Raw genomic sequence first — 19,402 nt, 5'->3', positions numbered from 1 at the left:
TCATTGGCCGCCGAAGCCGCTGGTGGCGACTCCCTTGACGATCTGCTTCTGGAAGATGAGGAACACGATGATGAGCGGCAGAGCCGCGAGCACGGCCTGGGCCATGACCTGGGCGTACTGGACGCCGTAGGCGCTGATCACGGTCTGCAGGCCGACCGGCAGCGTCATCAGGTTCGTGTCGTTGATGACGAGGAACGGCCAGAGGAAGTTGTTCCACGCGCCGATGAACACGAAGATCGCGACGGAGGCGAGGATCGGTCGCGACAGCGGCAGCACGATCGACCAGAACACCCGCAGCCGGCTCGCGCCGTCCACGCGTGCCGCATCCTCGAGCTCGATCGGGATCGCGTCGAAGAAGCGCTTCAGGATGAACACCATCGCCGGGGCGACGACCTGCGGCAGGATCAGGCCCCAGTGCGTGTCGATCAGGTGGAACGCGAGCATCTCGTAGAACAGCGGGATGATCAGCACCTGCGGCGGCACCACGATCGAGGCGATGATGACGACGAACAGCCACTTGCGACCGCGGAAGTCCAGGCGGGAGAACGCGTAGGCGGCGAGGGCCGAGATCGCGACCGTGATCACGGTGATCGCCGTCGCGGTCCACAGGCTGTTCCACGCCCAGAGGTAGACGTTGCCCTGCGACAGGATCGCGGTGAACGCCTGCACGGTCGGGCCGCTCGCGCCGATCCAGCTCGGGTCTCCCGACGCGGCGTCGGTCTCGGTCTTGAACGCGGTCGCGACCGCCCAGAGGAACGGCAGCAGCCATCCGATCGCGAGGATCAGCAGCACCACGAAGGCGAGCACGGTCAGAACGGTGAACCGGCGGCCGATCGGCCGGCGGGTGCGGATCCGGGAAGCACCCGGGGCGACGAGGGTGCTGGTCGCAGTGGTCATCAGGCGTCCTTCCGCCGACGGGTGATCAGCGCCTGGGCGACGCCGAGGATGATGATGATCGCGAAGAACACGTACGAGATGGCGGCCGAGTACCCGAAGCGGTAGCCGACGAAGCCGCTCTCGTAGATGTACTGCACGATCGATCGGGTGGTGTCGCTGGAGAGGCCGCCGAGCATCTGGTACGCCTGGTCGAACAGCTTCAGCGACGCGAGGATCTGCAGCAGGCCGATGAGAGTCGTGGCGGGGCCCAGCTGGGGGAGTGTGATCGACCAGAACTGCCGCCAGCCCCCTGCGCCGTCCAGCGACGCCGCCTCGTACTGCTGCGCCGGGATGTTCTGCAGGGCCGCGAGGTAGAGCAGGAAGTTGAACCCGACGGTCCACCACACGGTCGCGATGACGATCGCGAGCATGTTGACCTTCGGATCCTGCAGCCAGGCGATCGGCTCCAGCCCGAACGCCTTCAGCACGTTGTTGGCCGCGCCGATCTGCGGGTTGAAGATCCAGATCCAGATCTGCGAGATGACCGTCGAGGCGAGCAGGTACGGCATGAAGAACGACAGCCGCCACAGCCACTGGCCGGGGAGCCCGCGGTCGACGAGCACCGCCATGATCAGCGCGATGAGGACGAGCGGGATCGTGGAGAGCAGGGTGAACCACACGGTGTTGCCGAACGCGCCCCACATCACCGGGTCGGTGAGGGCCTCGGCGTAGTTGGCGAAGCCGACGAAGCGCCCGCCCGTGCCGGTGAGGGACTGGTCGGTGAAGCTCAGGTACAGCCCGTGCAGGATCGGCCAGACCAGGAACAGCGCGAACGCGATCAGGAACGGCGTGAGGAACGCCCAGCCGATCAGCTGCTCGGTGCCGCGGGATCCGCCCGCGTGCTTGCGGATCGCGCGGCTGGCGGCGCGTCCCGAGACGATGGTCGTGGTGGTGGGGGCGGCCGCGGTCATCTCCGTGCTCCTTCCGGATCGGCGGGATTGGGTTGGGCGAGGAACTGCTTCACGGCCTGCTCGAAGCGGTCCACGGCGTCGGACGCGCTGCCCCCGCTGAGCAGGGCGGGCTGGGCGGCCGCACCGAACTGGCCCTGGAAGTTCGAGCCGGATCCGGTGAACCAGGCGGGCGGGTCGTAGCGCACGTGCTTGGCGGCCTCGGCGTAGTGCGCCTGCGGCAGCAGCTTCGCGTACTTCGGGGATTCGGTGACGGGCAGGTAGGCGGGGATGTGCCCGGCCTCGGCCCAGCCGTAGGAGCCCTTGAGCATGTCCGCGACGAAGCGGTAGACCAGGTCGCGCTGACCGGAATCCGGAGCGGTCTGGTGCGGCAGCACGAAGGAGTGCGAGTCGGCGTAGGCGGTCTGCGTGCCGAACAGCGGCGGGATCATCGTCACGTCGAACGGGATCTTCGCGGCCTGCATGGTGCGCAGCTCCCAGACGCCGCTGAGGAACATGCCGCTCTTGCCGCCCGCGAACTCCGCCACCGCCGTGCCGTAGTCGGCCTGCTTGGCCGCGCGCTTGCCGTTCAGCAGCTTCTGCATGAACTCGAGCGAGGCGACGGCGGCGTCCTTGTCGATCGTGGCCGTGCCGCCCTGGGGCATCTCCATCTCGATGCCGTGCTGGGTGTACAGCGTGTAGAACAGCCGCCACATCTGGGCGCCGTCGCCGAGGTAGCCGTAGGAGAGGCCGTGGCCCCCGGTGACGCCCGCGATCGCGTCGACCATCGCGAGGAACTCGTCCGGCGAAGTCGCGACCTTGAGCCGGCCGTGCTGGTCGAGCACGCCCGCCTTCTTGCAGACGTCGGTGTTGTACATCAGCACGAACGGGTGCGCGTCGAGGGCGACGCTGAAGCGCTTGCCCAGGGCCTCTCCCTTCTTCCAGATCGGATCGGGGAAGGTGCTCTTGTCGACGCCGAGGTCGGCGAGGCGGCCGGTGTCCCAGGCGTCCAGCAGGCCGCCGGGCGCCCAGCCGAGCACGCGGGTGGCGTGCATGATCGCGACGTCGGGGGCGCGGCCGCCTGCCGCGGCCATCGCGAGCTTCGTGTAGTACGGCGTGCCCCAGGCGAGCACGGTGGGGCGGATCCGGTAGGCGGACTGCTTCTTGTTCACGCCGTCGAGCAGGCCGGTCATGGTGACGCCGTCGCCGCCGGACAGCAGGTGCCAGAACTGCAGCGTGCGGGGGCCGGTCGCAGATGCCGCGGCGGGGGCGCAGCCGGCGAGCAGGGCGGCGCCGGCGGTCAGGCCCGCCGCGCCGAGGAACTGCCGCCGGGAGAGGTCGAGCGATGGGGTCATCGTCACTCCTTCGTGGACGATCAGGGGGATGCGGACATCATTACATCGATGAAATGGGAGTGCAAGAGGAAACCGAGACCGGTCACGAGGTCGATCGCCCAGAGGGGGCGCGGTGCTTTGGCGTGGGCTGCGGCGTGCGGATGGAAAACGTCGTTCAGAGGGCCCGGGGAGGAGCGTTCTCCATCTCGGGGGGCCGGCGCGCGCCGGGGTCAGGACGCAGGAGTCCAGCCGCGGGGGGCGGCGTCGGTGCTGTCGCGCAGGACGAGCCGGTGCGGAACCGTGATCGAGCGGGACGTCCCGCTCGGATCCGCGATCCGCTCCGCAAGCAGGTCGACGGCGGAGCCGGCGAAGACGGCGCGGTCGATCCGTACGGTGGACAGGGCCGGATCCGTGTAACGGGACAGCTCCACGTCGTCGAAGCCAGTGACGAGCACGTCGTCCGGAACGCGGATCCCGCGGGCGTGCAGCACGTGCAGGGCGCCCGTCGCGAGGGAGTCGGTGAACCCGATCACGGCGTCGAACGGCACGCCTCTCGAGAGCAGCTGAACCGTGGCCTCGGCGCCGCCTGCGATCGTCCAGTCGGCGTGGTTCGCCGTGAGCCGGGGATCCGCGGGGAGCCCTGCCTCGGCCAGCGCCAGCCGCACGCCCTGCAGACGGAGCCGGCTCGTGGCGGTCGCGATCGCATGCTGGTCGTCGCCTCCGACGACCGCGATGCGGCGGGCACCGCGTTCGATGACATGCCGGGTCATCTCCGCCGCCCCCGCCACGCTGTCGATCCCGACGTGGTCGGCGAGGTTCTGCTCGACCTCGCCGATCAGCACGACGGGCAGTTGCCGGTCATCGTCGGTGAGGGCGCTGTCCTCCAGGCGGATGGGGTTCAGGATCAGGCCGTCGACGAGGTGCGCGCGGGCGCGGGAGAGCAGCTCGCGTTCGCGTCGCGGCTCGGATCCGGTCTGCTCGATCTGCACGGCGAAGCCCTTGATCCGGGCGGCCTGCACGATGTGGTCGAGGAGCTCGGCGGAGAACGAGGTCGCCAGGAAGGGAAGAGCGACCGCGATGACCCCCGAGCGACCGTTGCGCAGGCTCCGCGCGCTGAGGTTCGGCACGAAGTCGAGTCGGCGCATCGCCGCCTCGACGCGCTCACGGGTGTCCTCGCGCACGAAGGCGGCGCCGGTGACGACGTTCGACACGGTCTTCGCCGAGACGCCGGCGAGCGTCGCGACATCGCGCATCGTCGCGCGGGTGCTCCCTCCCATGCGCTCAGCCTATGCCCGCGCGGCACCGAACCCGGTCGCACGATTCCATCGATGTAACCCTGCCGGACTCCGACCCGCGCGTCGCGCCACCTCCGGAATGCGGGGCGCGACGGCGCACAGCGGTCCGCGTCGGCTAGAGCGCCGTGAGCGGGACCGGGGCAGGCCGCTCGACGGTGGACGAGACCGGTACGCTGCGGCCCTCTCCGGCCGACTGCAGCAGCGAGAGCATGACCTCGAGGACGTGGAACCCGACGGCGCCGGACGCGCGCGCGTCGCCGGGGTCGCGGGCGATCGCGCGGTCGTGCACGCCGACGCCGCGGCCCGCGCCGACGTAGCCCGCGGCGGGCGGCAGCGCGATCCACTCGCTCGCGCCCAGCGCGTGCAGCCGCGTCTCGCCGTCGAAGTTGTTGGGATCCGGCACGGTGAGCGATCCCGTCTCGCCGTGCACCTCGATGTTCGCGGAGTGGGTGGCGACCGCGTCGAACGACATCACGAGCGTCGACAGGGCGCCGGACTCGTGCGTGAGCACCCCGCTGATGTGCGTGTCGGTCTCGACCGGCACGCGCTCGCCCTCCCGCGGCCCGGATCCGATGACCCGCTCCGTGCGGAGGCGGCTCGCGGCCCCCGACACCTCGACCACGGGACCGAGCAGCTGCACGAGGGCCGACACGTAGTACGGGCCCATGTCCAGGAGCGGCCCGCCACCGGGCAGGTAGTAGAAGTCGGGATTCGGGTGCCAGCGTTCGTGCCCCGGCGTCACCATGGTCGCGGTCGCCGCGATGGGCCGGCCGATCGCTCCGTCGTCGATCGCCTTGCGTGCGGTCTGCAGCCCGACGCCCAGCACCGTGTCGGGCGCGCACCCGACCCAGAGCCCGGCGCGGCTCGCGGCCTCCAGGACGTCCCTGGCCGCGGGAAGCTCGGCCGCCAGCGGCTTCTCGCTGTAGACCTCCTTGCCCGCGGCGAGGATCCGCAGCGACACCTCGGCATGCGCGGCCGGGATGGTCAGGTTGACGACGAGCCGGATGTCGGGATCCGCGAGCAGCTCGTCGATGCTCATCGGCCGCACGCCCGGAACACGGGCCGCCACCTCGGCCGCGCGCTCTGGGACCAGATCGGCGACCGCGACCAAGTGCACGGTGTCGATCCGGGCGAACGTCTCCAGATACTGGGCGACGATGTTCCCGCATCCGATGATCCCGACGCGCAGCGGCGTCAACGGCTGGCCCACAGCATTCCCCTCTCGATGATGGTCTTGACGTTCTCGTCCTGCAGCACGTCGACCGAGTGCCCCGGGGTGGCGACGAAGATGCGGCCCTTCCCCCACAGCCGCGTCCACACCGCGGGCGAGGTGATCGGCCGGTGCCACGGGTGGTACGGCTGCGTCGGATGCGTGGTCGTGGCCAGCACGTCGATGAGGTCGTCGTGCAGAACCCAGTACTGCTCCGTCGTCAGCGGGAAGTCCTCGATGCCCGCCATGATCTCGTGCGTGCGCCCCAGATCGGTCAGCTCGACCGTGTACGGCAGGTAGTTGTCGGCCTGCTCGCCGTGCCGCTCATCGGGGTGCTTTCCCGGGTGCGTGGCGAACTGCCCGCCGATCAGTTGCAGGTAGTCGGCGCTGTTGCGGTACGAATCGGCGATCCCGCCGTGCCAGCCCGCCATGCCGGTGCCCGCCTCGATCGCGGCGCGCAGACCCTGCACCTCCGCGTTCTCGATCGTGTTCATGGTGTTGCACTGCACGATCAGATCCACGTCCGCCATCGCCTGCGCGTCGGCGTACACGGCCGGGCTCTCCTCGATCCGCACCCCGAACCCGTTGCTCTCCAGGAAGGGCAGGAACAGCTCCGTGGCCTCCACCGGGGCGTGCCCGTCCCACCCGCCGCGCACGACGAGTGCCGAGCGCGACGTCCTCCGATCCGTCATCTGATCACCTTTCGTATGAGTTCCGGTCGTCACTTGCTGAATCCCGCGGTCAGTCCGCTCACCAGCTGGCGGCGGCCGAACACATAGACCACGACCAGCGGCAGCGTCGTCAGCACGACGCACGCGAGCACGGCGGGGATGTTCACGCTGAACTCGCCCTGGAACGTCCACAGCGCGAGCGGGAGCACCCGAAGGTCGGGGCTCTGCGTGAGCACGAGCGGCAGGAGGAAGCCGTTCCAGACACCGAGGGCGTTGTAGATCGCCACCGTGACGATCGCGGGCCTGGTCAGCGGCATCGCCAGCCGCCACATGGTCGCCCATTCGCTGCAGCCGTCCAGGCGCATCGACTCGAACAGCTCGTTGGGCACGTCGCGGATGAAGTTCGCGAGCAGCATCACGCTCAGCGGGATCGCGAACGCGATCGACGGCAGCACGATCGCCAGCAGGCTGTCGTACAGGCTGAGCCGGATGATGATGAGGTAGACGGGGATGATGGTCGCCTGCAGCGGGATCGCGAGCCCCATCAGGAACGTGGTGTTGACGAGCCGGAGGAACCGCCCGCGGCCGCGGACGATCGCGTACGCCGCCATGAACGACAGGATCAGGATCGGCACCACCGCGCCGACCGTCACCAGCACGCTGTTCAGGAAGTACTGCGCGAAGTCGGCCTGCAGCACGGCTGCGTAGTTGTCCAGAGTCGGGTTCGCCGGCAGCGCGAGGGGATTCCTGCCCACGTAGTCGGACTGCTTCTTCAGGCTCGTCACCACGATGTAGTAGACGGGGACGATGATGATCGCGAGCCAGATCCAGCCCGCGAGACCGCCGAGCACGTTGGGCCGGCCGTTCGCCGTTCGCCGGCGGGCGCGCCGCCGATCGGCTTCCTTCGGGAGGATGACGGTGGTCGTCGTGGTCATCTCATGCTCCTTCCAGCTGGCTCGCAGAGAGATCTTTGCCGCCGAGGCGCTGCAGGAACAGCGCCAGCGCGAGGCCGAGCAGCACCAGGATGACGGCGATGACGCTCGCCAGACCCATCTGGTTCGCCTTGAACCCCGTGAGGTACATGTCCAGCGGCAGGATCCTGGTGGCGTTGGCGGGACCGCCGGCGGTGAGCACGAAGATCAGGTCGAAATAGGTCAGCGACCCCACCGTCATCAGCGTCGACGACGTGATGATCGTGTACTTCAGCTGGGGCAGCGTGATGCGGAAGAACTGCGCGATGCGTCCGGCGCCGTCCAGTTGCGCCGCCTCGTACATGGACTGCGGGATCTGGCGCACGCCGCCCTGGTAGATGAGCGTGTGGAACGGGACGAACTGCCAGGCGATCACGAAGATCACCACGCCCATCGCGAGGGCGGGATCGCCCAGCCAGTCCTGGGCGAGGAACGGCAGGCCCAGCCCTGCGGCGAGGCCGAAGTTCGGGTCGAGCAGGGCCTTGTACGCCACCGCGATCGCCGCGGAGGACAGCAGCAGCGGAAGGAAGTACAGCACGGCGAGCACGGCCCGGTACCTCTGGGCGCCTGCGGTGAAGACCCCCAGCAGCAGGCTGAGCGGGGTCTGCACCACCCAGGAGAGCACCATCACGAGGATGGTCAGCCCGAATGCGTGCCACATCCCGGGATCGGTGAGGGCGGATGCCCAGTTCCCGAGGCCGGAGAACGAGATCGCCCCGATGCCGTCCCAGTCGGTGAAGCTCAGCGCGAGCACGCCGACGAGGGGGAGGACCGCGAGCGCGAGGAAGTAGACGAAGGCGGGAACTGCGAGCCAGCCCAGGCCTCCCGTCGCCGAGCGACGGGAGGCCGTGCGCGCAGACGTCGCCGGTGCGCTGACGGTCATTTGCCGATCGTCTTGTTCATATTGTCGGCGAACTGCTGCGGCGTGATGGCGCGCGAGAACAGCTGGTCGATGTTGTTCAGCAGTGTCTCCGAGGCGGCCGGGCTGAGCGCCTGATCCCAGGACTGCTGGAAGCTCTTCGCGTTGCTGGAGAGCTTGTACACGAACGTGAGGTAGTCGGCGTCGTCCGTCTTGGCCAGCTTGTCCTCGATGCCGTTGACGATCGGCACCGCGCCGTTCTTGATGTAGGCGTCGACCTCGGCGTCGGTGAAGAGCCCGTCCTTGACGTAGGAGAGAGCCGTCTTCTTCTGCGCCTCGGTCGCCGTCGCGGAGATCGAGAGATAGTTCGCGGGATTGCCGGCGACGTCGCTCGGGTCGCCCTTGCCGCCCTCGACCGTGGGGAATGGGACGAATCCCAGATCGCCCTTCTGCACGAAGTCGCCGCCGTCGGTCTTCATGGATCCGAACGTCCAGCCTCCCTGCAGCATCATGGCGGCCTTGCCCGTGTAGAGCAGTGCCTGATCCGCGTTGGAATCGGCGGTGATGGTGGCGAAGCCCTTGATGAAGCCGTCCGCTGCGGCGAGCTCCTGGATCTTGGTCAGCGCCTCGATCGCGGCGGGGTTCGACCAGGCGTTCGGCTTGCCGTCGAAGATGTCCTGGAACACCTCGGGGCCGCCGATCCGGTCGAACAGGTACTCCAGCCACATCATCGAGGTCCACCGCGACTGGCCGGCGAGCGAGATCGGGGCGATTCCCTTGTCGTTGAACACCTTGACGTCCGCCATCAGGTCGTCCCAGGTCTTCGGCGGCTGGAGCCCGGCGTCCTTGAAGACCTTCTTGTTGTAGAACAGCACGACGGGCTGGACGTCCTGGATCGGCATCGCGTAGATCTTGTCGTCGACGGTGGCGGCGCCGAAGGCGCCGGGGAAGAGCCGGTCCTTGACCGCCGGATTGTCGGCGAAGAAGCTCGTGAGGTCCTGCACCTGCTTCGCCTCGACGTAGGACTTCAGCGTCCCGCCGCCCCAGCCGTAGATGAGCGTCGGCGCCTGGCCGGCGCCGATGGCGGTGCGGATCTTGGTCTTGTAGGCGTCGTTCTGGAAGAACGTGACGCTGAGCTTCTCGTCGGGGTGCGCCTTCACGAAGGCGTCGACCGTGTCCTGGCGGATGCCCTCCTTCGGCTGCCCCGACAGCGCCCACATGGTCGCGGCGTCCTTGCCTCCGGAAGCCTGGGGGCCGGACGTGCCGCACGCAGCGAGGGACAGGACGAGGGCGGGGATCGTCACGGCGGCGGCGAGCCGACTGCGACGGAAGGGGCGGGGGCTGCGTGGTGCCATCTCAGTTCTCCATTGAATGTGTGACGGGAAAGTGCGAAAGTGCGAGTAATTTTCGTCGAGAACTTTCGCGAGGTTCACGGTAGGGCACTGTTTCGTCCGCTGTCAACCCTTCCCGGCGACGCGCCTGCTTGCTGCTCAGGCGGATCCCCCGCACAATGAGGTCACGAAACTTTTCTTTGGAGGATGATGAGCGACACGAAGCGCACGGTGAATCTGGCGAGCATCGCGAAGGTCGCCGGCGTGTCCGTTCCCACGGTGTCGAAGGTCATCAACGGCCGCGAGGGGGTCTCTGCGGAGACCCGCGCGCGTGTGCAGCAACTCATCGATGACGCCGGCTACCGCTCTCCGAAGGCGAGGCGCAATCGCGCTATGAGCCGCGCCATGGTGGACCTCGTGATCGGCGAGGTGCGAGACGCCTACTCGATGGGGGTCTTCAACGGGATCCTCGACGCCGCGCGCGAGATCGGGGTCGACGTGGTCGTCTCCAGCGTGGAGCCGGGCAGGTTCCATCTGGCCAACGCGGACGAGTGGGCGGAGCGGATGGTCGACTCCGGACGCCGGGGTCTGATCGCCGTGACCTCGCGGCTGACGCCGGAGCAGCATGCCGCGTTCACCCTTCGGGGGCTGCCGGTCGTGGTGGTCGATCCGCTGAACGCGGGGGAGCCGGATCTTCCGAGTGTCGGCGCCACCAACTGGGCCGGCGGAAGGGCGGCGACCGAGCATCTCATCGCGCTGGGGCACCGGCGCATCGCGTTCCTCGGCGGACCGCCCGAGGCGGAGTCGAACCAGGCCAGGATGCACGGCTACCTGGCCGCGCTGATGGCGGCCGGGATCACGATGCGCCCCGAGTACCTGCCCGCGGGATCCGCCTACAACCGCCGCACGGGCCTCGCCGGCGCGAAGGCCGTGCTGTCCCTCGCCGAACCGCCGACGGCGATCTTCGCCGCCAGCGACACCATCGCCCTGGGCGTGCTCGAGGAGGCCAGCCGACGCGGCCTGGACGTGCCCGGCGACCTCAGCCTGGTGGGGTTCGACAGCACTCCGCTTGCGGAGCACACCCTGCCTCCGCTCACCTCCGTCGCCCAGCCGCTGCACGACATCGGGCGCACCGCGCTGCGCATGCTGTTGCAGATCGTCGCGGGTGAGCGGTTGGAGGCGTCGCGGGTGGAGCTGGCCACGGAACTCGTCGTGCGCGGCTCGTCGGCGCCTCCGCGCGACGTCACGCTCTGAGCTTCGTCGAGCCGGCCGGAGCGGTCGTGCGTCGCTGGACAGGCGTCGTCTGCGGCTATATGTTGTTGTAATCAACAATTGCAGCAACGGGATTCAGAGAGGATTCTCATGGGTGATTCGCTGCGCGTGGCCATGATCGGCCACGGCTTCATGGGGGCGGCGCACTCGCAGGGATGGCGGGTCGCGCCGCGGTTCTTCGACCTGCCGGCGACGCCCGAGATGCACCTCATCGTGGGGCGCGACGCCGCCGCGACCGACGCCGCCGCGCGGAAGTGGGGATGGGCCGAGAGCGCGACCGACTGGCGCGAGGCCGTCGCCCGCGACGACGTCGATGTGGTCGACATCGTGACGCCCGGCGACACGCACGCCGAGATCGCGCTCGCGGCGTTGAACGCCGGCAAGCACGTGATCTGCGAGAAGCCCCTCGCGAACACCGTCGCCGAGGCGGAGCGGATGACGAGCGTCGCGGAGGAGGCGGCGGCACGGGGCATCCGCTCGATGGTCGGCTTCTCGTACCGGCGGGTGCCCGCCGCCACGTTCGCACGGCGGATGATCGCCGACGGGAGGCTCGGCGAGATCCGGCAGGTGCGCGCCGAGTACCTCCAGGACTGGCTGAGCGACCCGGAGGCTCCGCTCACCTGGCGGCTGCAGAAGGAGCGCGCGGGATCCGGATCCCTCGGGGACATCGGCGCGCACGCGATCGACATGGTCGAGTTCGTCACCGGCTCGCGCCTGGAGGGCGTCTCCGGGATCCTGGAGACGCTCGTCCCGGAACGCCCGCTCCTCGGCGAGAGCGTCGGCCTGTCCGGCACGGCGTCGAGCGAGCGCGGCGCGGTCACCGTCGACGACGTCGCGCTGTTCCACGGACGCTTCGAGAACGGCGCGCTGGGCTCGTTCGAGGCGACGCGGTTCCGCACCGGGCGCAAGAACGCGTTCCGCTTCGAGATCTCCGGATCCCGCGGCGCGATCGCCTTCGACATGGAGCGCATGAACGAGCTGGAGTTCTACGACGCGACCGCGCCCGAGCTGGAGCTCGGGTTCCGCCGGATCCTGGTCACGGAGCACGAGCACCCCTATCTCGCGCCGTGGTGGCCGACCGGGCATCTGCTCGGCTACGAGCACGCCTTCTCGCACCAGGTGGCGGACTTCGTCACTGCGATCGCCGAGGGGACGCAACCGCGCCCGTCCTTCGCCGACGGCCTGCACGTGCAGCGGGTGCTCGAGGCGGTCGAGCGCAGCTCCGCAGCGGGCAGCGCCTGGACCACGGCCGCCCCTAGGATGTCCCGGTGAGCATCGGGACGAACTGGGCAGGCAATCTCCGCTACGGCGCCGCGGACATCGTGCGTCCGCGGGACCGCGACGAGCTGCGCCGCGCGCTGGAGGCGCCCGGTCCGCTGCGGCCGCTCGGATCGCGGCACAGCTTCAACACCCTCGCCGACACCACGGGCACGCTCATCGACCTCTCGGCGATGCCCGCCGTCGTCGAGCAGACGGCTCCCGACGCCGTGCGCGTGGCAGCCGGCATGCGCTACGGCGAGCTCGGCGCCGAGCTGCACCGGCGCGGGCTGGCGCTGTCGAACCTCGCGTCCCTGCCGCACATCTCCGTCGCCGGGGCGATCTCCACCGGCACGCACGGATCGGGCGACGCCACCGGATCCCTCGCCACCGCCGTGCGGGCGATCACCCTGGCCGGTCCGGACGGCGAGCGGACGCTGCGCCGCGGCGACGCCGACTTCCACGGCGCCGTCGTCTCCCTCGGCGCGCTCGGCGTGATGGTCGAGCTCGAGCTCGACGTGGAGCCGACCTACGACGTCGCGCAGACGGTGCACGAGGGGCCGGCGTGGGACGCGATCCTCCCGGAGCTCGACCGGGTGACCAGCCTCGGCACGAGCGTCAGCATCTTCAGCCGCTGGACGGACCGCGATCGGGCCGACCAGCTCTGGGTGAAGAACCGCGTGGGCGGGGTCGCGCTCGACGAGGACCTGCTCGCCCGGCTCGGCACGGTTCCGGCGACCGTGCAGCGGCACCCGATCCTGGGCTCGCCGGCCGAGGCGTGCACTCCGCAGCTCGGCGAGGCCGGCCCGTGGCACGGGCGGCTGCCGCACTTCCGCCTCGAGTTCACGCCCTCGGCGGGGGAGGAGCTGCAGAGCGAGTACCTCGTGCCGCGCCGCGACGCCGTGGCGGCGATCGAGGCGATCCGCGGACTCGCCGACCGGATCGCACCGCTGCTGCTCGTGAACGAGATCCGCACGGTGGCCGCGGACGACCTGTGGCTGAGCTCGTCCTACGGCGAGGGCGCGGTCGGGATCCACTTCACCTGGCGCCGGGACCAGCCCGCGGTCGAGGCGCTGCTGCCGGTGATCGAGGAGGCCCTGCCCGGCACCGCCCGCCCGCACTGGGGCAAGCTGTCCACGCTGGACGCGGCCGAGATCCGCCGCCGCACCCCTCGCTGGGACGACTTCGCGGCCCTGGTGGCGCGGACGGATCCCGCCGGGCGGTTCCGCAACGCGCACCTGGAGCGACTCGGGCTCTGAGGGCCGAGCAGGACAGCGACGCGTCGGATCCTACTTCCGGATCCACACCTGGTTCGGCTGTCCGCTGCACAGCCACAGGTCGATCGCGGTGCCGTTGCCGGTTCCGGCGCCCGCCGCGTCGAGGCACAGATCCGGCGCCGCGACCGGGCTGATCGTGCCGTCCGCGTTCGCGTTCCAGTGCTGCACGTCGGCGCCCGTGCACGCGGCGATGGTCGCCGGTGCGCCCGCCGTCACGGTGCTGCCGTCGGTGCCGGCCTGCAGGCACCGGTCGCCGTAGACCGTGAGCTGCTTGTCGGCGGTCGCGTTCCAGGACTGATTGCCGCCTCCGTTGCAGTCCCAGAGGTCGAGCGCCGTCCCGGGCGTCGTGCTGAAGCCCGGCACATCGACGCAGCGGCCGGACGCCTGGCCGACGAGCGCCTGCCCGGGAGGTGAGGCGGGAAGGTCGTTCACGGGCTCCTGGTCGCCGTAGCCGTAGCCCCACTTCAGCTGTGCGACGCCGGTGGCGCTGTTGTCCCTCAGCGTGCCGTCGGGCTGGAGCGACTCGATCGAGTACGAATCGCCAGCGCGCAGGCCCGGCCAGTACACGATCCCCATCCGGTGCGCGCGGGCGAAGTCGGTCACCGCGGCGAGGTAGGACGTGTAGACGTTGCCGTCGTGCGCGCCGTAGTTGAGCCCGATGGTCATCGGAGAGCCGGCCTCGTCGATGATCGTGCGGCCCGCGTAGACGCCGATCCGTGCGCTGAGGTCGGCGGTCCAGTCGGCCTCGGTGGTGTGCGACGCCCAGAACCCGTAGAAGTGCAGCGACAGCAGCGTTCCCTTCAGCTGCGGCGCGTCGCCGACCCCGACGACATCGTCGTTGTAGCCGGATCCGCTGATGACGACGCGGTTGCGCGGGACCTGCGGGTGATCCGCCAGCCACCCCGAGGCCACGCTCACCCACTGGTCGAGGGAGTACCCGTGCGGCTCGTTCATCGGCTCGAAGTAGACGTTCGGGGTGTGCCGGAACTCGTCCACGACGGTGTCCCACATCCGCTTCCACGACGGGACGTCGTCGATCAGGCCGTCCTTGCTGTCATCCGCCTCCCAGTAGCTGAGGATGACCTTGTCGCCGCGCGCCGTCGCGGCGTCGATGGCCGCCCGGTACGAGCTCCACCAGCTCGTGCCCACGCTGACCGGGTTGATCGGCAGGCGGACCGTGTTCGCGCCGAGATTCTGAGCGAAGCCCTCCAGGATCCGCTGCGACACGGCGAGCACCTGGTCGTAGTCGTCGGCGGCGCCGAGGCCGGTGGGGACGACGGCGTCACTCGCATAGTTGTCGCGCGGATCCGCCCAGTTCACCCCTTTGAACTCGGACGTGCCGGGACCGTGAGACGGGCCCGGCTGCTCGGCCTGCGCGGGGGCCGCGGCGCCGAGGCCGGCGAGCACGAGGGCGCCGGCGATCGCGACCGCCAGCCGGCCTCCTCCTCGTCGGCCCTTCATGGGAGTTGACGTCAACATATCAGGTCGCATGCGGATCCTCGTCGATCTTCGGTGGGGGGAATCGTCCCGGGGCGGTCTGTCTCGCGCCGGTGGCCACCGATCGTGCCACCGCTGAACCGGATCCGTCAAGGGACCGGTCACAGAATCCGGACGGGGCGGCCTCGTCACTCATCGCGCTGGTCCGCCGTCCGGGATCGGAGAAGCTCTTGTATCGCTACAGAACTTTCTGCTACTGTCTCGCAGAGTTAGATCAGGGGTTAGTTTTATCCCTGATGTTGCTCGGGCGGCTCGGACGCCCCACCCCACGCAGAGAGGCGGAGGATGTCACTGACAAAGGTGCCGGCGCGGCGGAAGTCGCTGTGGCGGCAGGTCAAGACCAGCAGAGTGCTGCTGCTGATGTGCCTGCCGGCCGTCGCGTTCTTCCTCGTCTTCAACTACGCGCCGCTGCCGGGGATCTGGATCGCGTTCACCGACTTCAACTACCGGGACGGCATCTTCGGCAGCCCGTTCGTGGGCTTCCGGAACTTCGAGTTCCTGTTCAAGTCGGGCCAGCTCTGGATCCTGACGCGCAACACGGTCCTCTACAACGTCGCGTTCATCGTGCTGGGCAACGCGCTGCAGATCGCGATCGCCATCATGTTCAACGAGATCCGCCTGAAGTACTTCAAGAAGATCACGCAGGGGATCATGTTCCTGCCGTACTTCATCTCCGTCGTGCTGATCGGCGTCATCGCCTTCAACATCCTGAACTACGACAACGGAGCGCTGAACAGCCTCATCAAGCAGGCCGGCGGCGACCCGGTCAAGATCTACAGCATGGCCGGGCTCTGGCCGCTCATCATCATCCTCGTGCAGCTCTGGCAGAGCACCGGCTACGGCTCGATCGTGTACTTCGCCGCCATCATGGGCATCGACAAGGGGCTGTTCGAGGCCGCGGAGATCGACGGGGCCTCGGCCTGGCAGCGGATCCGGTACGTGATCCTGCCGAGTCTCAAGCCCACGTTCGTCATCCTGCTGCTGTTCTCCCTGGGCGGGATCATGCACGGCAACTTCGGCCTGTTCTGGAACCTGATCGGCAACAACGCCCAGCTTTTCCAGACCACCGACGTCATCGAGACCTCGGTCTACCGGATGGTGATGTCGCAGAACAACTTCACCACCTCCACCGCGGTGGGCCTCTACCAGTCGCTGTTCGGGTTCGCGATCGTGATGACCGCGAACTGGATCGTTCGAAGGATGAACAAGGACTATGCACTCTTCTGACACGGCCACCGGAGCGACCAGAGCGATCATCCTGCCCCATCGCCGGCGCACGCTGTTCGAGCGCACCTCCCGTCGCCCGATCCGCCTCGACGCCAGCGATCGCTGGGTGCGCGGCATCTCGTACGTGACGATCAGCCTGTTCACCCTGTTCTGCCTGCTGCCGTTCGTGCTGATCCTGTCGGCATCGCTGTCCAGCGAGTCGGAGATCCGCAAGGACGGGTTCGGCCTGCTGCCGAAGGGCTTCACCCTCACGGCGTACGAGTACATCTTCCAGTCGCCGCGGCAGATCATCGGGGCGTACGTGGTCACGGTCCTGATGACGACGTTCGGAACCGCGATCGGGCTGTTCATCATCTCGATGACCGGCTACGCGCTGTTCCGGCAGGACTTCCCGTTCCGCAACGCGATCTCGTTCTTCATCTACTTCACGACGCTCTTCTCCGCGGGCCTCGCCCCCACGTTCCTGTGGGTGGGCAAGACCCTCGGACTGCGCGGCAGCTATGCGGCGGTGTTCCTGCAGCTGCTGATCACTCCGTGGCTGATCATCCTGATGAAGAACTTCATGCGCATCGTGCCGTTCGAGATCGTCGAGTCGGGCAAGATCGACGGCGCCGGGGACTTCCGGATCTTCGTGCAGCTCACCCTGCCGATGATGAAGCCCGCGCTCGCGACGGTCGGCCTGTTCCTTGCGCTCGCGTACTGGAACGAGTGGTACCTCTCCTCGCTCTACCTGGGCAGCACCGTCGAGTTCAAACCGCTGCAGTACTACCTCTACAACGTGATCAACACGGCGAACGCGCTGCAGAACTCGGTCGCGGGCGCCAACGTGAGCATCGCCGAGCTGCCCAGCAACACCCTGAAGATGGCGAGCGCGGTCGTGGCCACCGGCCCGATCCTCCTGCTCTACCCGTTCATCCAGAAGTACTTCGTCAGCGGCATCACCGTCGGCGCGGTCAAGGGCTGACCCCGCCCGTCCACCGAGCACCACCCTCCTGCACCACCCTCCTGCACCACCCCTCACCGAGAGACGAGTCGAAGGAGACTCCTATGAAGAGAAGGATCGTCAAGATCGCCGCCGCGGCGGTCACGCTCGGCCTCGCGGCCGGCGCGCTCGCCGGCTGCACGGCCGGCGGCGCCGGCGACAGCGGCGCCCCCACCAAGATCACCATGCTGGTCCTGGGCGACAAGCCCACCAACGGCCACCTCGAGGCCATGCTCAAGAAGCTCAACCAGCGGTTGAAGAAGCAGGCCAACGCCACCCTCGACCTGTTCTACGTCGAGTGGGCCGACTGGCAGACGCAGTACAACGTGCAGCTGCTGAGCGGTGACAGCAAGGTCGATCTGATCACCACCGCCACCGACTGGCTGTTCGGATGGGAGAACGCGCAGAAGGGCGCCTTCCTGCCGCTCACCGAGGACATGCTGAAGCAGAACGCGCCGAAGACCTGGGCGCAGGTGAACAAGGACAAGCACTGGGATCTCACCAAGCTCGACGGCAAGATCCAGTTCATCCCCGAGGACAACTACACGCAATACACCAACCACGGCTTCTTCTACCGCGGCGACTGGGCCAAGGAGGCCGGGTTCCCGAACGGCGAGATCACGAAGTACGAGGACTTCACGAAGTACTTCCAGTGGATCAAGCAGAACAAGCCGGGCGTCGTGCCGTGGGACGTGGCGGGCGCGAGCAACGGCGAGGCGGCCCTCACCGGCTACCTGCAGTCGCACACGGACGCGCTCCCGCTGCAGGGCGTGAGCGCGGGGAACTACGCCCCGTTCGAGACCTCCGAGTCCGACCCCGGCAAGCTCACCTCCTGGTACATGGAGAGCGATCAGCTGGTGAAGGCCGCGCAGCTCGCGAAGCAGTGGAACGACCTGGGCGTCTGGCGCCAGGACGCGGTGAACTACACCGGGACGACCCGCGACGAGTTCTACGCGGGACAGACGGGCACCGACCAGCACCACACGCAGACGTTCGTCGGCCAGATCTACAACAACATGACGACCAAGCAGCCGGGGTCCGACCCGAAGATGTACTACTTCGGCGAGGAGAACAAGAACCTCTACAAGGACATCCTCACGCACGGCGCGATGGCGGTCAGCGCGAACTCGAAGAACCCGGAGAAGGCGCTGCAGGTGTACGACCTCATCCGCAACGACAAGCAGGACTACGATCTGCTGAACTTCGGCATCGAGGGCACCGACTACGTCATGAAGGACGGCAAGCTCGGCTATCCCGAGGGCTACGACCCGTCCAAGGACGCCCTGGGCTCGAACTTCTGGGCCGGCCGGATGGACCAGTACGAGCCGCCCAAGGTCACCGACGACCCGCAGACGAAGGAGATCTACGCGGGCCTCGACAAGGTCGCGCGCGACTACCCGTACTCCACGCTGATCGTGAACAAGAGCGCGATCGACCCGGAGCTCGCCGCGATGGGCAGCGTGCTCTCCGAGTACATCCCGCAGCTCGAGTACGGCAAGTTCGACGACCCGGCCGCGGCCATCAAGGAGATGCGCCAGAAGCTGAAGGACGCCGGCTACGACGACGTCAAGGCCTCGATCCAGAAAGACCTGAACGCCTGGGCGAAGACGCACAAGCTGAAGTGATCCGCTGACCACGGAGTCCGGCCGGTCCGCACCCGCGGCCGGCCGGGCTCCGTTCCAGACCAAGGAGGAGCCATGACGAGCATCTTCGCCGAGGATTCCGCTCTCATGCGCGTGCTCACGCGCATCGCCGACCTGATGATCCTGAACCTGCTGTTCCTGGTCGCGTCGATCCCGCTCGTGACGCTGGGCGCGTCGCTGACCGCCCTGAACTTCACCGCGCTGCGGATCGGGACGGGCGAGTGCGTGTCGGTCTCGAGGGACTTCTTCCGCTCGTTCCGGCGCAACCTCCGGCAGGCGACCGTGATCCTGGGGATCTTCGTCGCGCTCGGGATCGTCTTCGCCGCCTGGTTCCTCGTGGTCACCCGGCTCGTGCCGAACACGCTGCTGCAGATCCTGCTGCTGGCCGTCTGGTACGTGCTGGTGGCGGTCGCCGGGCTCACCGCGTTGTACGCGTTCCCGTACCTGGCGACCTTCGACGACCGCACCCGCGAGGTGCTGCGCAACGCCCGGCTGCTGTCGTGGCGGCATCCGCTCACCTCGATCGTGGCCGTCGCGGTGATCGGCCTGGCGACGATCGTCACGATCTTCTCCCCGCAGGCGACCGGCTACGGCCTGGCCTGGTTCCTGATCGGCTTCGCCGGGATCGCCCTCGTGAACGGGGTGCTGTTCCGGCGGGTGTTCGACCGGTACATCCCCGCGGTCGCGCCTGCGCCCGCCAGACCCTCGGCCTGGGAGCCGACCGACGCCGCGCAGCGCGCGGAGGAGGAGTGA

The 19,402-nt window shown here is 68.5% G+C and carries 17 protein-coding genes; 7 read left to right on the top strand and 10 right to left on the bottom strand.

Annotated features, from left to right (window positions below):
• The 9 genes from ACTJJZ_RS03765 to ACTJJZ_RS03725 form a co-directional block, all read right to left on the bottom strand.
• Complete coding sequence (locus ACTJJZ_RS03765) at positions 1-897, bottom strand: carbohydrate ABC transporter permease (protein WP_440719840.1); 897 nt, start codon at positions 895-897, stop codon at positions 1-3.
• The gene (locus ACTJJZ_RS03760) at positions 897-1,847 is read right to left on the bottom strand and encodes a carbohydrate ABC transporter permease (RefSeq protein WP_440719839.1); all 951 of its coding nucleotides are present in this window, start codon (positions 1,845-1,847) and stop codon (positions 897-899) included. The genes ACTJJZ_RS03765 and ACTJJZ_RS03760 overlap by 1 nt, the downstream gene beginning before the upstream one ends.
• Positions 1,844-3,178 carry an extracellular solute-binding protein gene (locus ACTJJZ_RS03755; protein WP_440719838.1) on the bottom strand — a complete coding sequence of 445 codons (1,335 nt, stop codon included), beginning with the start codon at positions 3,176-3,178 and terminating at the stop codon, positions 1,844-1,846. Before ACTJJZ_RS03755 ends, ACTJJZ_RS03760 begins: the two co-directional genes overlap by 4 nt.
• A gap of 209 nt (positions 3,179-3,387) precedes the next feature.
• Positions 3,388-4,434 carry a LacI family DNA-binding transcriptional regulator gene (locus tag ACTJJZ_RS03750; protein WP_440719837.1) on the bottom strand — a complete coding sequence of 349 codons (1,047 nt, stop codon included), beginning with the start codon at positions 4,432-4,434 and terminating at the stop codon, positions 3,388-3,390.
• A gap of 133 nt (positions 4,435-4,567) precedes the next feature.
• Positions 4,568-5,662 (bottom strand): Gfo/Idh/MocA family protein, encoded by a 1,095-nt coding sequence (locus tag ACTJJZ_RS03745; RefSeq protein ID WP_440719836.1) that lies wholly within the window; start codon positions 5,660-5,662, stop codon positions 4,568-4,570.
• Positions 5,647-6,354, bottom strand: coding sequence for a ThuA domain-containing protein (locus tag ACTJJZ_RS03740; protein WP_440719835.1), 708 nt, complete (start codon positions 6,352-6,354; stop codon positions 5,647-5,649). The genes ACTJJZ_RS03745 and ACTJJZ_RS03740 overlap by 16 nt, the downstream gene beginning before the upstream one ends.
• A gap of 29 nt (positions 6,355-6,383) precedes the next feature.
• Positions 6,384-7,268: a carbohydrate ABC transporter permease gene (locus ACTJJZ_RS03735; RefSeq protein ID WP_440719834.1), complete on the bottom strand. Its 885-nt coding sequence runs from the start codon at positions 7,266-7,268 to the stop codon at positions 6,384-6,386.
• 1 nt (position 7,269) lies between these two features.
• Positions 7,270-8,187, bottom strand: a complete 918-nt coding sequence (locus tag ACTJJZ_RS03730) for a carbohydrate ABC transporter permease (protein WP_440719833.1) — start codon at positions 8,185-8,187, stop codon at positions 7,270-7,272.
• Positions 8,184-9,518, bottom strand: coding sequence for an extracellular solute-binding protein (locus tag ACTJJZ_RS03725; RefSeq protein WP_440719832.1), 1,335 nt, complete (start codon positions 9,516-9,518; stop codon positions 8,184-8,186). The genes ACTJJZ_RS03730 and ACTJJZ_RS03725 overlap by 4 nt, the downstream gene beginning before the upstream one ends.
• A 186-nt stretch (positions 9,519-9,704) precedes the next feature.
• On the opposite strand from ACTJJZ_RS03725, the gene ACTJJZ_RS03720 reads away from it, so the two are divergent.
• From ACTJJZ_RS03720 to ACTJJZ_RS03710, 3 genes are all read left to right on the top strand, one after another.
• A complete protein-coding gene (locus tag ACTJJZ_RS03720) occupies positions 9,705-10,748 on the top strand; it encodes a LacI family DNA-binding transcriptional regulator (protein WP_440719831.1) in 1,044 nt (347 codons plus the stop codon).
• Positions 10,749-10,880: 132 nt separating this feature from the next.
• Positions 10,881-12,038: a Gfo/Idh/MocA family protein gene (locus ACTJJZ_RS03715; protein WP_440720059.1), complete on the top strand. Its 1,158-nt coding sequence runs from the start codon at positions 10,881-10,883 to the stop codon at positions 12,036-12,038.
• The gene (locus ACTJJZ_RS03710; RefSeq protein ID WP_440719830.1) at positions 12,035-13,282 is read left to right on the top strand and encodes an FAD-binding protein; all 1,248 of its coding nucleotides are present in this window, start codon (positions 12,035-12,037) and stop codon (positions 13,280-13,282) included. Before ACTJJZ_RS03715 ends, ACTJJZ_RS03710 begins: the two co-directional genes overlap by 4 nt.
• Positions 13,283-13,312: 30 nt before the next feature.
• Here the strand turns inward: ACTJJZ_RS03710 and ACTJJZ_RS03705 are convergent, their stop codons facing one another.
• Positions 13,313-14,761: a ricin-type beta-trefoil lectin domain protein gene (locus tag ACTJJZ_RS03705; protein WP_440719829.1), complete on the bottom strand. Its 1,449-nt coding sequence runs from the start codon at positions 14,759-14,761 to the stop codon at positions 13,313-13,315.
• 321 nt (positions 14,762-15,082) lie between these two features.
• On the opposite strand from ACTJJZ_RS03705, the gene ACTJJZ_RS03700 reads away from it, so the two are divergent.
• From ACTJJZ_RS03700 to ACTJJZ_RS03685, 4 genes are all read left to right on the top strand, one after another.
• Positions 15,083-16,024 (top strand): ABC transporter permease, encoded by a 942-nt coding sequence (locus tag ACTJJZ_RS03700; RefSeq protein ID WP_440719828.1) that lies wholly within the window; start codon positions 15,083-15,085, stop codon positions 16,022-16,024.
• Positions 16,011-16,988 (top strand): carbohydrate ABC transporter permease, encoded by a 978-nt coding sequence (locus tag ACTJJZ_RS03695; protein WP_440719827.1) that lies wholly within the window; start codon positions 16,011-16,013, stop codon positions 16,986-16,988. The genes ACTJJZ_RS03700 and ACTJJZ_RS03695 overlap by 14 nt, the downstream gene beginning before the upstream one ends.
• A gap of 83 nt (positions 16,989-17,071) precedes the next feature.
• Entirely contained in the window at positions 17,072-18,631 is a 1,560-nt protein-coding gene (locus ACTJJZ_RS03690; protein WP_440719826.1) for an ABC transporter substrate-binding protein, read from the top strand.
• 72 nt (positions 18,632-18,703) lie between these two features.
• On the top strand, positions 18,704-19,402 hold the full coding sequence (locus ACTJJZ_RS03685) for a YesL family protein (RefSeq protein ID WP_440719825.1): 699 nt from the start codon (positions 18,704-18,706) through the stop codon (positions 19,400-19,402).

It is taken from the genome of Microbacterium sp. 22242, from assembly GCF_052045495.1.
Taxonomy (GTDB): domain Bacteria; phylum Actinomycetota; class Actinomycetes; order Actinomycetales; family Microbacteriaceae; genus Microbacterium.
The sequence above is the reverse complement of the archived record's forward strand: the minus strand, read 5'-3'. Positions and strand labels throughout refer to the sequence as shown.